Origin of the sequence: Streptomyces lydicus, assembly GCF_004125265.1 — a bacterium.
GTDB classification, from domain to species: Bacteria; Actinomycetota; Actinomycetes; order Streptomycetales; family Streptomycetaceae; genus Streptomyces; species Streptomyces lydicus_C.
In genome coordinates this window covers 484648-498462 of the sequence record NZ_RDTE01000001.1, presented here as the reverse complement: position 1 = coordinate 498462, position 13815 = coordinate 484648, and the positions used below count along the sequence as shown (strand labels likewise).

The 13815-nt window shown below is 69.0% G+C and carries 15 protein-coding genes; 8 read left to right on the top strand and 7 right to left on the bottom strand.

All coding sequences use genetic code 11. From position 1 onward, the window contains the following. The first annotated feature begins 138 nt into the window (after nucleotides 1-138). The gene (locus tag D9V36_RS02170) at nucleotides 139-861 is read left to right on the top strand and encodes a hypothetical protein (RefSeq protein WP_129292203.1); all 723 of its coding nucleotides are present in this window, start codon (nucleotides 139-141) and stop codon (nucleotides 859-861) included. A gap of 497 nt (nucleotides 862-1358) precedes the next feature. On the opposite strand, the gene D9V36_RS02165 is transcribed toward D9V36_RS02170, so the two are convergent. The 4 genes from D9V36_RS02165 to D9V36_RS02150 form a co-directional block, all read right to left on the bottom strand. Beyond that, the gene (locus tag D9V36_RS02165; RefSeq protein ID WP_129292202.1) at nucleotides 1359-1850 is read right to left on the bottom strand and encodes a hypothetical protein; all 492 of its coding nucleotides are present in this window, start codon (nucleotides 1848-1850) and stop codon (nucleotides 1359-1361) included. Nucleotides 1851-2135: 285 nt separating this feature from the next. Continuing rightward, complete coding sequence (locus D9V36_RS02160; RefSeq protein ID WP_129292201.1) at nucleotides 2136-2420, bottom strand: hypothetical protein; 285 nt, start codon at nucleotides 2418-2420, stop codon at nucleotides 2136-2138. A gap of 477 nt (nucleotides 2421-2897) precedes the next feature. Next, nucleotides 2898-3383: a hypothetical protein gene (locus D9V36_RS02155; protein ID WP_129292200.1), complete on the bottom strand. Its 486-nt coding sequence runs from the start codon at nucleotides 3381-3383 to the stop codon at nucleotides 2898-2900. A gap of 446 nt (nucleotides 3384-3829) precedes the next feature. Then, nucleotides 3830-4801: a DUF3427 domain-containing protein gene (locus D9V36_RS02150; protein WP_241720652.1), complete on the bottom strand. Its 972-nt coding sequence runs from the start codon at nucleotides 4799-4801 to the stop codon at nucleotides 3830-3832. Between the two features lie 1164 nt (nucleotides 4802-5965). On the opposite strand from D9V36_RS02150, the gene D9V36_RS41670 reads away from it, so the two are divergent. The 5 genes from D9V36_RS41670 to D9V36_RS02125 all read left to right on the top strand — a co-directional run bounded on the left by D9V36_RS41670 (nucleotide 5966) and on the right by D9V36_RS02125 (nucleotide 9121). Beyond that, complete coding sequence (locus D9V36_RS41670) at nucleotides 5966-6205, top strand: hypothetical protein (protein WP_241720651.1); 240 nt, start codon at nucleotides 5966-5968, stop codon at nucleotides 6203-6205. Between the two features lie 373 nt (nucleotides 6206-6578). Next, nucleotides 6579-7151 (top strand): hypothetical protein, encoded by a 573-nt coding sequence (locus D9V36_RS02140; protein WP_241720650.1) that lies wholly within the window; start codon nucleotides 6579-6581, stop codon nucleotides 7149-7151. Between the two features lie 515 nt (nucleotides 7152-7666). After that, nucleotides 7667-7897: a hypothetical protein gene (locus tag D9V36_RS02135; RefSeq protein ID WP_129292198.1), complete on the top strand. Its 231-nt coding sequence runs from the start codon at nucleotides 7667-7669 to the stop codon at nucleotides 7895-7897. Between the two features lie 143 nt (nucleotides 7898-8040). Next, nucleotides 8041-8283 (top strand): hypothetical protein, encoded by a 243-nt coding sequence (locus D9V36_RS02130; RefSeq protein WP_129292197.1) that lies wholly within the window; start codon nucleotides 8041-8043, stop codon nucleotides 8281-8283. Nucleotides 8284-8509: 226 nt separating this feature from the next. Next, complete coding sequence (locus tag D9V36_RS02125; RefSeq protein WP_129292196.1) at nucleotides 8510-9121, top strand: hypothetical protein; 612 nt, start codon at nucleotides 8510-8512, stop codon at nucleotides 9119-9121. A gap of 1117 nt (nucleotides 9122-10238) precedes the next feature. Here the strand turns inward: D9V36_RS02125 and D9V36_RS02120 are convergent. Together D9V36_RS02120 and D9V36_RS02115 are read right to left on the bottom strand one after the other, a co-directional pair. Continuing rightward, entirely contained in the window at nucleotides 10239-11330 is a 1092-nt protein-coding gene (locus D9V36_RS02120; RefSeq protein WP_129292195.1) for an IS630 family transposase, read from the bottom strand. Between the two features lie 438 nt (nucleotides 11331-11768). Beyond that, nucleotides 11769-12047 carry a DUF3263 domain-containing protein gene (locus D9V36_RS02115; RefSeq protein WP_129292194.1) on the bottom strand — a complete coding sequence of 93 codons (279 nt, stop codon included), beginning with the start codon at nucleotides 12045-12047 and terminating at the stop codon, nucleotides 11769-11771. 443 nt (nucleotides 12048-12490) lie between these two features. Here D9V36_RS02115 and D9V36_RS42950 point away from each other — a divergent pair, with 443 nt between their 5' ends. Together D9V36_RS42950 and D9V36_RS02105 are read left to right on the top strand one after the other, a co-directional pair. Next, nucleotides 12491-12838, top strand: coding sequence for an SH3 domain-containing protein (locus tag D9V36_RS42950; protein ID WP_129292193.1), 348 nt, complete (start codon nucleotides 12491-12493; stop codon nucleotides 12836-12838). A gap of 44 nt (nucleotides 12839-12882) precedes the next feature. After that, nucleotides 12883-13116, top strand: coding sequence for a hypothetical protein (locus tag D9V36_RS02105; protein WP_129292192.1), 234 nt, complete (start codon nucleotides 12883-12885; stop codon nucleotides 13114-13116). Nucleotides 13117-13357: 241 nt separating this feature from the next. Here the strand turns inward: D9V36_RS02105 and D9V36_RS02100 are convergent, their stop codons facing one another. Beyond that, nucleotides 13358-13612, bottom strand: coding sequence for a hypothetical protein (locus D9V36_RS02100; RefSeq protein ID WP_129292191.1), 255 nt, complete (start codon nucleotides 13610-13612; stop codon nucleotides 13358-13360). Between the last annotated feature and the right edge of the window lie 203 nt (nucleotides 13613-13815).

The following is a 13815-nucleotide window of genomic DNA, read 5'->3' as shown; positions in this document are numbered from 1 at the left end:
CACCAACCGCTACCCGTCCCGGTATGCTGTGACGTTATAGCAAGGCATCCGCTGGCTACGAAGTAGGCCCACGCTTGGAGTTGCCTCCCGCCCCCACCTGCTCACAACCCAATCTCGACCGTTTCAGGACCGCCCGAAGTGATCAAGGCCACCACTATCTGCCAAGGTCCGGGCCCAGATGCCGCCGGTACCACATGGACTATCCACGGCGCAGCCATGGTCGACCAGTGGCTGCACGATTTCTCCTGGAAGAAAACCCCGCTCGCGGAGTTCATCACGGGCGTCGATGTCGCCTTCGACGAGCACCCCGCGACTTCCCTGTGGCGCAGCGCAGTTCCTGGACGCGCCGTGCCCTCGGGCCCGCCGCTGACCAATCTCCCGCCGCTGGATGAGGCGCCTTTCAACATGTGGCACCCTTTGTGGTTCGAGTTGGTCAACGTTTGGCATCTAACAGGCACATGGCTACATCCTGAGTCCCATTTCTGCACCGACCAACTCGCCTTTGCTGAGGAGCGGGCCTACCTCTACGTAGGGTGCCACGATCGGGAGTACCCCTCAGGACTTCGGCGGTACGATCCCGACCGCTCCCCGATTTCCCACGATCAGGGCGTCACCGCGTTCCCTCTGCGTACCTTCCGGGCTCTTGAGTTTCACGCTGACGGGCACTGCCCGGAAGCAGCGATGCTGCTGTGTGCTGGCATCGCAGTGGTCGAGTCCGCTGTCCACGAAGCACTGGAGATGCACCAGTCCTCACCCGGGATACCCGTCCTCGACCCTCATGCCTCTGGCCTCACAGTCAAGGTCACCGCTCATTGGGCACACGGCGGGCCTTCGACCGTCGGCTACGCACATGTCCCCTGATCAACTGACAAGGGGTAGTGGTGCCTGGAATGCGCCTGCGGCCTCTACCTCTCCACACCCAACCTCTGACGAGCACGCAGACACGAGGCCGGTCCGGAGTCCCCCGTCGGGCTTCCGGAGTCAACCACTAGGTCGCAGATCGGAGTGCTGTTTCGGCCCTGGTAGTGGGTGGCCGTCTGGGCGGAGATGTGTGCCTCGGAGATCAGCTCTGCGGCGGGCAGGGAAAGCCGTTGAGAATGACGTGGAGCGGGCACGGGATTGCTCCCCGCTGCAGCCGGGGCTGGGTTCTGCAGCGGGGGCAGCGGCGGGGCCTGCCTCGGTAGCAGGATGGCCGTGGGACGGGCGTATGCGGGCGGCCCGTACACAGGGTACGTGCAGGCCAGTGGCCCGGGGGCCGGTGGTGGCCGGTGCACGAGGCTCGGCGCGAGACGGTCAGGCGCGGCGGCCTCGGCGGGATGGTCGGGCTGTCGGGCCTGGGCAGTGACGGGTGGGTCGGGTCAGTCGGTGGTCAGGCCGCCGCGGGCGGCTCTGATGCGCAGGGACTTCAGGTGATTGATGGGCTCGTTGTCCAGGTTGAGGAGGTCTGCGTCGCGAAGGAGGCCGCGGGCGTCGGCCTCGATGCCGTGCAGGGTGGCGCGCCGTTTGCGGTCTGGCTCAGCTCTGGCGGCTGCGTGGGCCGCGTGGGCGATCGCCAGGATCTGGGCGCGGGGCCCGCTGAGGGTCGCTTCGGCCAGGCTCAGCTTCTTCAGGAGACGGACTGCTTGGGGGTAGTCGCGCAGCCCGGGGGTGTTCAGGAGGCGGTTGGCTGCTGAGCGAGCTGTGGCGATGCGGGCGGCGGCGTAGGCCAGGCCCTTCGCGCTGGTGGTGTGGTGGGCGACGTATTGGGTGGCGCGCGTTGCGACGTTGACGACGGCTTCGAGTCGGCGGGCCTGGCGGTGGACATCGGCGCTTCGGGCTGTGGTCGGGGTGTGGTGGGGGGCGGTAGACATGGGGGCTCCCAGTCGCTGATGTGGGTGATGTCATGGCGCTGTGGCCGGTCTCCGTGCCGGGCCTGTGGGGCAGCCAGGCAAGGGCTTGGGGTGTGATGCTTGCCGCCTCGCGCCGGGGTGTAGGGGCGGGCCCGGCAGGTGGTTGGGCGGGGCTGTGGGCTACTCGGTGTGCGGGAGTGGAGGCTGGCGAGGGCCAGCCGGGCATAGCGTGGGGCGACGCGGACGGCCCGCCTCTTGGTTGGTGCCGGAGGCGGGCCGTCGACGGTGCTGGTGCGGGGGTGCGGGTCAGACCTGCGGCTTGGCGCCCCGGGGCTTGGCGGTGTTCTTGTGGGTGTTCTCTCGGCGTCGGCGCAGCACGAGCAATGTGGTGACCGTCAGGGTGACGTTCCAGGCGACGTTCCCGGCCTCGCCGTGCAGGAAGGCCCACGTGGTCGACGCGGTGAAGGTGGTGAAGGTCCCGGCCAGGAGCACCAGTGTCTCTGTCCGGGACAGCAGGTCGAACCACAACAGCAGAGGGGGCGCGACCGTGGCCGCGAACAGGAGGTCTTCCAGTAGCTGGGCCCAGTTCATGGGGTGTGACTCCTTGGTCGGTGTGGTGGGGTCGGCGGTCGGGCGATATGCGGCCGTGCCGGTTGGGTGCACTGTGGGGCGGGAGTCGGCAAGCGGCGCAAGCGGCCGCCTGAAGCAGGGCTAGCCGGCGCGAGCACGTGGCAGCGGTGGGGAGCGGCAGGGCGAATCGCGGAACGGCCCGCCCTGGTCGGCGAGCTTCCAGGTACCGTGCAGTGCGGTTCTGGTATGTCCGGCGGGCCGGGCCTCGCCATGCGCGGCCGGGGCCCGATCGTGCCGCGCGGTCCGGCGTTGCCGACGCTCACAGTCACGGAGCGGGGTCGTGAGGGCTGGTGGTCGGGTCCGGCGCGGCTGGTGCTGCAGCAGGTTGGGCCGTGCGGCGGGTGCAGGGTGAGGTCGGCGCGTGATGGATGGCGTGGGGCGGCCCCGGCCCCGCGCGGTGCGGGGCCGGGGCCGACTGTGGGCGTGGCGGGGTGGCTGTCAGCGCCGGATGGTAGTCCAGTCGATCTGGTCGGCGCCCGCTGCGAGTTGCTCGAAGGCGGCGATGACGGTCCGCTTGGTGGGGTGGCTGAAGAGGTGGTTGGTGTCCGTCGGAGTCAGGCCGAGCAGCCGGTCTGCGACGTTCCATGCGGAACCCGATTCGTCGCCCTTGGTCGCCTCGTAGGCAGGCTCGTCGCCCGGCTCCTTTCCGCTGATCTTTTCGATGGAGTAGCCCGAGAGGTAGATCACGATGCCCGGAACGTTGAGGGTCACCTTGTGCAGCGGGGCGCGGGCCTCCAGCCGGTCGGTGCCTCCCAGCACCTCATCGGTTGCCAGCAGGTTCGTACGCTGCTTGATGATGCGCAGGACACGGGTGGCGAGTTGGTGGTTCACGCCGGTGGCGGCGGCGTTCTGGGCCTGTGTGTGGTTGGTGTCGGGGTCGACGGAGCCGGTTGTTTCGGGCGGGGTTGTGGGCTGTGTGGGCATGGTTGTCTCCGCTCGTGGGAAAGAACGCCACCTGCAGGTGGGTGGGTGATGAGTCGAGGGTGTTGCGGCGGGGCCTCCCGTACGTCGCACGGGCGTGCGGGCGGCCCTGCAGACCCAGCCTGGAGGGCACTGGCGTTAGCGGCGCAACAACACCGGCCGGGGTTGTTGGCACGGTGCGGAGGCGAAGCCGCAGCCGCCGGGTTCGATCCGTGGTCAGAAGGGCGGTTCGTCGCTGTCGGTGTGGTAGCTGGGGCCAGGGGTGGGCTGCTGGGTTGTCGGCGTGGAGGAGGTCGTCGCGGAAGGTTGCTCCTGGCTGGTGTGCCTGTTGGTGTTGTTGTCGCGGATTTCGCCGAAGTCTGTGTTCTCTTCAACACCGACACGGGGCACGGAAGACGGCCCCCGCTCCCGCGTTGTTGCGGGACCGGGGGCCGAGGGAGAGGCGCTGGTCAGGTGGCGAGCGTGGTGTTCGGCATGCGCGAGTAGATCCGCTCGGGCAGCGGGTGGTGCAGGCGCCACGTGATCGCCATCGGCTTGCTGCCGGTGTGCATCTCGTAGGTGGCCGGGCCGAGCAGCACCCACGGCATCGCCTTGCCGGACGCCGTGTCCTTTGACTCCCGCATGAACAACAGCACGTGGCTGCCCTGCTCGGCATGCTTCTGGTAGCGCTGGCCGGTCGGTGATGCCGGTGCGGTGGAGTTCTGCGACTCCCAGTGGAAACGGGTCCGGCTCAGCGCGTAGTCCTTGTAGCGGACCGTCGGTGAGAAGTCCCGCTCACTCTTGTTCAAAGTGATCAGCAGCGCGTCCGTCCGGTTCTTCTCATCCCACAGCACGCCCTGGGCGAAGTATCCAGGCAACTGCCCGCCGAGGCGCGCCACACCCATCGCCGCCAGGATCTCCGAGCGGTTGTAGGCGTGATGGACGGACAGCGGAATGTGTGAGTGCGGGCCGGTGAGCGGCTGCACCGTGCGCATCCGGTCGCTGCGCTCCAGGTGAGTGAGGAGTTGACGGAGCTCAGAGCGCACCGTGCGCTGGTTGTGGAGCGAGGCCAGCCCATCGGCGTAGGAAGAAAAGCCACCAGCCTTGTCCCACAGGTTGAAGAACAGCATCCGTGCGAGGGTCTGGTCGAACTCCGTCAGATCGTCGTAGGCCGGAGCCTTGTCGGCAGTGAACTTGCGGTATGCGTCCACGCGTTCGGCGTCGTCGATGTGGCTGAAGGAGTGCATGCGCTTCAGCAGGTCCGCCTCTCCCGGCACTGGCATGGCCGGTGCCGGAATCAGCTTCGCGCGACGCAGGAGCGACGTCCACGAACCATTGCCTCGGTACACATCCGCCACATCCCGGCCTGTCGCGTCCAAGTACTCAGCGAGTTCGAGGCTGCCCACCTTCTTCACCTCCAGTGCAAGAGACTGCGCTGACACCCGCGGACCAGACGCAGCCGTGGGCTTGGAGGCGGACGAAGACTCGACAGCAGCGGTGTCGGCGAGTGAGAAGGCGGCGGTAGACGTGGACGTGGCTGAAGTGGCAGCGAAGTTAGGGTTTGTCATTACAGATCCCTTCGATGGTGGGGCAGAAGTCCGCCGGGCACATGGGGGCTTGTCGCCACACCTGCTCTCGACGGTGACCGCACAATGGCCGCTCCCCTGCCAACGCCCGCAATCACGCCAACTCGCGGATGCCCGCCGGCACACCCAGCAAGCTGAGCGCCAAGCAAGAGACAGACCGCAGCAGAGCGACAGAGGCTCGGGACGGCCCGGCGGGCGCGTGGACGAACCGCCCCGGCGGCGTCACCAACTGGTTCGCGGGGACCATCAGCGCCTGACGCAGGTGGAGCGGCACCTCACCTCGCCCCGCGTAGGCACCGGCAGCGAACAGGCCGCGGCCCGCGACGACGCCGCTGGCGGACAACGGCCACGTCACGGCCGACCGTGCCGGCACCGGCCGTCTGGCCAGCCCGCCGCCCCAGCGCAACTCCCGCTGCCAACAGGCGTCAGGCGTCGCTCCACACCCGGCCCCCTCCCCTGGACGCCGGGCGGACCAGTCGCAGAAGGGCGCATGAGGCTGCCGTGCGCGACCGGCGAGGTCGAGCACGCCCCGCGTCTGGGCCGGGCGCCCCGGACGCGGGTTTCGCCGACGCTACGGCCCGGCAGACCGGCCGGAGAATGGCACACGACGACGCCGTGCGCGCCCGGCGATTCGTGAGCCGGGACAGGGCCCGGCCAGCGGGCCTGGAGGCCGAAACTCCCGGCCGCGTCGTCGTTGAGCGGGCGGAGCCTGCCCGCCTGCCGCTGGAGTTGTCCGTGCCGGTCCTCACCGCCCCGTCCGCGAACGCGTAACCCGGGCTCGCGGCCACCAGGGACCGCGGGCCTGCCGTGCTCGACGCTCGCCGCGGGAAAAGGCGGGCAGCACGGCGGGGCAGCCGCCGACGGGTCCGCGCCGACCCGCACGTCCGGTCGGAGCCGAAGCTGGTGTCCACCGCCGACACGTCGGCACCTGCGCCCGTCGGCGGCCTGCACCACCGGATGGCCAGGGCGTGGAACAGCTGAGTGTGACGAGCTGTCAGGTCCGCAGGCAGACTGTCGCTCATGGCAGAAGCCGGGCTCGACGCCGCCGCCCGCTCCCTGCGTGCCTGGCTCAATCGACAGCAGTTCACTGACCTGCCTACCTCCGAGGTGACCGCATTCTTCACCGGCTCGGTGGCCGACTGGGCGACCGACCAGGGATATGAAGTCCAGCGGGAGGTAAAGCTGCCCATCGCCACTCGGCAGAACCGGACCGGGCGCCTCGACCTGCAACTGCGGCACCGTTCGGGTAGGGACGGCTGATCAGCATCGAGGTGGATCGGGGTACGAAAGAGTGGTCCCTCGAGAAACTCGTCCAGGCCGCCGAGCTTGGCCACCTGGCACTGTGGCTTCGGTGGAGCCGCGCCCCCGTCACTCTGCAGATCCCGCCCACGGTCCGGCTCATCAGGGCTCAGGTACTCAGGCGCACCACGCTCACGCGGGCGAGGGTCCACTCGCTCCGGCCGGACAACTGCGGTTAGCAGGCTGGTTCGCACCCGGCAGCGCCACAGGTGTTGAGGCGGACCGGCCGCTGGCTTCTACCGGCCACGCCGAGTGACGACTCAGCCTCTCCCGGCAGTATGTGAAGTCGCTCGAAAATGAGCCTTGGTCAGGCCGGTTGGGATGGAGGAACTCGATGGCAGCGGCGTCGGCGTATGTGCGAGCCTTCCCCTTCAAGATGCCGACGGAGAAGACCATAATGACCAGCGACGACGCCCTCGATCAGTTCAGACACATCGCGCGTGAGAGGGCGTTTGGCAGGCATGTCGGGTCGGACAGGCTCGTTCAGGCAGGTCTGGACGCGCTGATGGCTGGTGTCGAGAGCCCATCCCTGGCCATGCTGGCTGGACTTCTCCGGAGCGAAGAGCCCGAAGCGGCAGAGCTCTTCGACCAAGTACTCGAGGAGCTGGGACTGCTCTTCCACCCACCTGCGGACCCCCGGGCCGCAAAGTGGGCTATGGCCTACTGGATCGCCGGTCAGATCGCCGACGGATCCCTGGATCCCGCCGCCGGCACTCACCTCATCTGGGCCGACATCGCCTATGACCTCGGCTACCCCAAAGAGCTAGAACCCCTTGTGCACTGCGCGCACAACCTAGACGGCCGGGAGGAGAGCTGGGGTGTCTCCGTCGAGGAACTCAACGGGGAAGCGGTTGAGGCAGCGAAGCAGTTCCTCAGCAATAGGTCCGCAGCCGAGGCGGGGGACTAACCCGGGGTTCTCGCCATCGGGCTCGGTCAACCGCGAGCTGATCCGCTCACTCAACGTGGCGGCGCCACAGCACCTGGGCCAGAACCGAAACTTGTGAACAGAGCCACCTCGGCCGCGGCAGTGACCATGCCGTGGCCGACCTACGAGGCCGCGGCCAGGTTGGACAACTCCCGGCGCACGCCTCCCCGTTGCGGGGCAGGGGTCTGCCGGCCACCCGCGCGGGGATGCTCCCGATCGGGTGGCCGGTCAGGCGCCGGCCGGGCAAGCGGAGGGGCGCTACCGAACCCTGACCGCCCCGGGCGCCCGGTCGGGCTCAGCAGCAGGCCCGCTGAACTGACCGCGGGGCACCTGGCGCCCCCCTTGAGACCATCAACCCCACCGACGGAGTCCCCACAGACTCCGACGACAGCGACCACCCCGACTTCACTCCCGAAAGGCACGAAATGCGCTACCGCTACAGGGCCGGCGACACCGTCCGCATCCTGCACCCCGCGCACCTTGGGGAAGTCCGCCCCATGTCATGCAAGTCAGACGGACTGCTATTCTTCTCCGGCGTCGACGGCGGCATCTGGCCCACGCAGGTCGAACTCGTCCGCGAACGCACCGGCAACCCGTGCGGCGCGACGTGCGAGCACTCCCCCCGGGAGGACTGCTGGCACTGCCGGGGCCGGTGCCAGCAGCCCTACGGCGGCTGCCCCCCGCGCGAGGGCGAGGCTCCCACCATCGTCTTGACCGGCCCCCGCTGATAGCGACGACGGCTGCCGAGACTCGAGCTCGCAGAGGCGCTCCGGGAGCGGCGCCGCGCGACCCCGCCGGCCGGAGCGGTTCACCCGCCCCCGGTGGACCGTTCCCACAGTCCACCACTCGCCCCACCGCACAGGAGGTTTCCATGAACGCCGACAGCATCCCCACCGACATCACGGCCCTGGCCTACACCGCCCCCGGCCCGAAGCTCTCGCAGAACCAGGCCGCGGAGCTCCTCGCGCACTACTGGCCCGCCATCGAGCAGCACATCCGCGCCCAGGTCTCCGCCGAGATCCTCGCGAGCCCCGGCCACGTCGTCGACGGCGACACCGCCTGGGACTCCGGACGCGACCGCGAGCACGCCGCCCGCACCGCCGCTGGCTCCTAGCCGCATCCCGGCGCCCGCCCCCCGTCTGTCCGTCACCGAAGGAGCGCACGATGAGCACCGCCCAGCCGCTCCAGCCCCCACGTGGCCCGACCTTGCCGGACAGCTCTCTGTACGGTGCAAGCCTGTCCGCTGGCCCGCTCCTGCGACAACAGCTGTGCCCCTGGCCTGAACCCCGCGACGGAACGACAAGCGCCCGCCGCCCGAACCGACGAGAAGCGAGAAGCCGATGACCACCAAGGGCCTCAGTGGCGTGAAGGTTCGCGACAGCCTGATCCTGGTCGCTGCAAACCGATTCCAAGGTGATCAACCCGTCACCGTGTCCCGAATCGGCACCAAGTTCCTGTATGTGTCATCCAACGGACGTGAGCGCCGGGAGCAGTTCGACCGCACGACGGGGATCGAGGTACGCCAACGTGGTATTCCGGCACGCCTGCTGACGCAGGAACAGTACGACGAGCAGGCCCGCCGCAGGGCCCTGTTCGCCAGCCTGTTCGCGCAGGGGATCGATGTCCGGGAGCACAAGCGGGCAGGAATGTCGACAGTCAAGCTCCAGGCGCTCCTTGCTGTCGTAGAAGGCGAAGAAGCCCCTGCCGCGCCCGAGACACCCGCCCCGCCTGCTGCCGCTCCGGCTCCGGCCGGCCTCGTCATCACGAGCTCCGCCTACCCGTGCCGCACCAAGCCCCACCGCGGCCGCCACGTCCACGCCTCCGCCTACCGGATGGGCACGACCGCGCTGAATACTGCATGCGGCAAGCAGCAGGACGAGGAGACCGTGGACCACCTCGACGAGGACGCCCCCATCACCTGCCCGCCCTGCCAGCGCAACATCCAGGAATGACGCACCACCCGATGCAGCCGGCCGACACGGACAAGGTGAGCAGCCGTCCGGTCGGGGGGTGCCGGCTGGAGCCAGCCGCCCCCGGACACGGCCGGTGATCGAGGCCGGGGCCTGTCTCCCGGCCGGGCGCTGAACCGGCAGCGCCCCCCGTTCGCCGGGCCTGCTCGGTCGGCCGCCGCAGGAACTGCCGGCCACGAGCGGGTGCGATCCCGCGATGCGCGGTGTGGCCGGCATCCTGCGGCGGCCGGCAGCCCGGCCTCCCGCCTCGGATCCCCAGCGCCCCCCTGCCCCGCCCCGTCGAGCGGCTCGGTGCGTACGTCAAGCGCGTGGCCGCGGCGGCCGGCGTCCAGCAGCACCGGGCGATGGAGCTCCTCGGCCTCGAGCCCGGCGCCTCGGCCACCGCGCGCCTGGACGAACTCGCCGGCGGCCTGCCCGATCGCACGGTCCGGGCCCTGACCGCGGCCACCGGTATGACCTCCACGCAGGCCCGCGCCCTGATCTCCCCGGTCACCGCCGCCGACAGGATCGAGGACTTCGAAAACCTGGCACGGCAGCTCCTGGACGACGAGCACATCCGGCCCGGGGGCACGGGCAAGACCACTACGGACGCGCGTCGAGGCTCCTGGCCGAATCGAGCGGGCAGCAAGTCCTCCCCATCGGCCTGCCCGGCAACGACCCGCACCCTGCCCCCTGCCGTCCGGTCATCGTCGACCTCGACTGGCCCACCGATATCGCCGGGCCGCCCGCGGACCCCGAGGTTTTCGACGCGATCACGAAGGCCCTTGGCCTCGTGCACGACCCCGGCGCGCCGCCTCACAAGTAGCGCGCCGGCCCCTCGGCCCGCCGCGGCCCGGGCCGCAGAGCCTGTCCGAGCCGTCGGCGGGCCGGGCGCAGCGGCCGGGCCGCCGACGGCGTACCCAGGGCGGCTGCCCGGCCTCGACGGCGGTTCAACCCGCGTGCGCCCGGCAGCCGGATGAGGAACCCAGCCACCGCGTTCGCCGCAGTGAGGCCGCGCCCTGCTCATTGCGGGGGACCACACCGGCCGGCCCAGATCCATCTCTGCCTGGGACCGAAGCAGCCGCGGCGGACGCGAGTTCGCCCGCACCTGCTCGTGGTCCTAGTGACCTGAGTCAGAGATTCGTCGGCAGTAGGCGGCGAGTTTGTCGAGGATCTCGTCGGCTGTCTTGGTCCAGATGAAGGGCCGGGGGTTGTCGTTCCAGTCGGTGAGCCAGGCTCGGATGTCGCGTTCGAGGGCTTGGACGGAGCGGTGGACGCCGCGTTTGAGCTTCTTCTGGGTCAGCTCGGCGAACCACCGCTCGACCAGGTTCAGCCAGGACGCGCTGGTCGGGGTGAAGTGCAGGTGGAACCGCGGGTGGGTCAGTAGCCACCGTTTGATGTCGGGCGCCTTGTGGGTCGCGTAGTTGTCCAGGATCAGATGGACCTGCAGATCAGCCGGGACTTCCTTGTCCAGCTTGGTGAGGAACTTCTTGAACTCCGTTGCTCGGTGGCGGCGGTGGAGGGAGCCGATGACCTTGCCGGTGGCGACCTCGAGAGCGGCGAAAAGGGTGGTGGTGCCGGCGCGGATGTAGTCGTGGCTGCGGCGTTCGGGAACGCCGGGCACCATCGGCAGGACCGGCTGGGACCGGTCCAGGGCCTGGATCTGCGACTTCTCGTCCACGCACAGCACCAGGGCCTTCTCCGGCGGATCGAGATACAGACCGACCACGTCGCGGACCTTGTCGATGAACAAGGGGTCGGTCGACAGTTTGAAGTTCTGCGAGCGGTGCGGCGCCAGGGCGAACGCCCGCCAGATTCGTGAGACCGTCGACTGCGACATCCCTGTCGCCGCGGCCATCGACCTGGTCGACCAGTGGGTCGCGTTCTTCGGTGTTTCCTCGAGCGTCTTGACGATGACCCGCTCGACGTCGGCATCGGTGATCTTCCGCGGGACGCCGGGCCGCGGGTCGTCACACAAGCCGTCCAGGCCGCGCTCGATGAAGCGCCGTCGCCAGGTGCGGACCGTGTCCGCAGCGATCCGCAGCCGGCGGGACACCTCCATGATCGAGTGGCCCTCGGCGCACTCCAGCACGATCCGCGACCGCTGGGCCAGAGCCTGAGCCGTCGTACGGCGACGTAACCAGCCCTCCAGCACCGCCCGCTGGGCATCGGTAACTGACAACGGCGGAATCTTCGGACCCGGACGACTCATGCCCAACTAACGAAGAACCTCCGACTCAGGTCACTAGCAGCCGGCACACCGCAGGTCCGGGCCGCGGTCGCGAGCCCGCGGCGCTCTGGGCCCAGCCGAACCAGCGGCCGGCTGCATCCCAGTGCCGGCCAGCCCGGCGGCCATTGGGCGGATCCGCCCGGACGGCTCGCGGGTGGCGACGACCTCGCTGAACACCGCATGCAAGACGCTGAGGCGACCAAGTCGCTGGCCCCCGGGCAGGATCTGGGCTGGCGCGGCGGGCCCGGCGGGAGACACGGCGTGAACCCACAAGTCAGGAACTGTGCTGACCGAGCTGACAAGTATCGCCAACGTGTGCGCCTGGTCTGGGCGCACACGTGCTGGGAAGCTCCTCAGGGCCGATGCGCGGGCAGCGCTCGTGGCTCAGGCCCATCGGAACCGGCCTGGACTACCCAGCGACTAGCGGCGACCTCGGCGCCTCTCCCGGAGACGCCGCAGCCTGTTGACTGCTAGCGGGGCGTGTGCCAAGGCACGAGGATCGTCCAGGAGGGCGTTGAGGAGTTGGTAGTAGCGCGTGGGGCTGATGCCGAGGTTCTCGCGGATTGCACGCTCCTTGGGGCCCGGGCCAGGCCAGGTCCGGGTTTCGTAGTCCAGGACTGCCAGATCCAGCGCACTCAGTGCTGGTGAAGTGGAGTTCTTGTCAGCTCCGGGAAATGGGGATGCGGGCACGGCGGTCATTGATCTCCTCGCGGGGTGGATGGCACCGGTGCTGGCCAGCGGACCGGCAATAGATCCAGACCCTTGTCGGGGGCGCACCTAGCTCCGCAACACCACCCCTACCCCGCACGGAGCTCAGCCCTGCCACGCCGGCGGGCGTGGCAGGGCTGAGCTGTGATTCGGGCATGCGCGTGCGTGTGGATTCCGCCCCGGTGCTAGGGACGGGACGCAGGGTGGGCATGCGGCCGTTCCCTGATGTGGGAGCTGACGGACGAAAGACGGTTCACCTGGTGATCCTGAGGTACTCAGGCGTTCTGTGGTGCGGAACTTGTCGTTGCTCAGCCCCTCGTGCCTGGTGAGGCTGTGGTTCGGATCTGCTGGGCAGCTGGTGTTCGCCCCAAGGTTGGCGTCTGCTACCTCATGCCCGGATTGTCAACTTTCGCTCTCCGCCTGGAGAAGGGCTTATGAAGAGAACTCTGATAACCACAGCCGCAGGTGCATTCGTGCTTTCTCTGGTCGGCCCTGTAGGTGTAGCTCATGCCTCAGCTCCCCCAGCCACCCGTGCTCGTGCTGAAGCATGTTCGACCTGGTACAGCGGAATCGACGGCCTGCATCTTCGTACCGGGCCGGGTACGCGCTACGCCTCAGTCGGACTGCTGTATTACGCCGATGCTGGAACGAAGGTGGGCGCCAGCAAGCACTGGGTCAAGCTCCGCTTGAAGTACCGGTCGGAAGGTGGTCTGCCGACAGGTACCACCGGATGGGTGTCCAAGAGGTATGTGACCGCCTGCCAGCCCGTCCCGATGGGGTAACGGAGCACCTCCACTTCTGCTCTAGGTCTTCGCGCCCCCCGAAGGTGCGGCAGCACTCCACGGCCCTGCGGATCCTGATCTCGCGGCACAACGCGTTGGATCGCCGGCCCGGGATGCCGCCGACCCAGCGCCTGCACCACGAGGAGTTGTACGGGCAGGTCTGGCTGGTGGTCGAGGACATGCTCGGACACCGCAGCGAGCAGTTAACCCGGGACGTCCATCTGGAGCCGGTGCGCCCGCAGAGAAGATCGCGGAGCTGGCGGAGCGCACCGGCCTGATCACGGACGCGGCGTGAGCGACCGGGGCTGCCGGGCGGCACCGCGCACGAGCGGCTTCCGACGGTGTAGGAAGCCCCTGGAGCTCTATGAAGACGCGGTCCTCCTCCGGCGGGAGGATCCGGCACGGCGGCAGAGGCTCCACGGCCGGCTGGGCACCACGGATCCGCCCGCGGTGCAGCTGGGAACGCCTAGCCCGGTCCGGGGCACACTTCTTCCCGTTCTGGCACGGCATTGCGGACAACTACACTGCGGGCGCGTTCGCGGACAGTCGCCGACACTGCATCAGCGGCATGCCGACCAGGGAGTTGTCGCGGCCGGAGACCTCCCGGACGGCGACTTCGACCGCCTTCACCGCGGCGAAGCACGCGGTCTCGTAGTCGCCCAGGTCGAAGTTGGCGCCACCATGTCTTCCAGGGCCGGGCGGAGCGGGGGGGGCTTCCGACTGGCTGGGCACCCGGGACAGCAGCGCATGTGCCTCCAGCCATGGCCCAGGCATCGGAGAGGCGATGAGTACCTCTCAGGCTTCGGCGCCCCCTGGAGCTCCCCGCCGTCCTCGAACTCCTCGCCGTCATCGAGAGCGGTCAGATCACCGCGGCCGAGGCCCAGGCAGCGTTCGCCCGATTCCTCGACCCGCTTGAGGGTTACGATCGGGAAATGGATGAACGGGCCGCTCCCCACGAGTACAGCTGAGGAGCATCT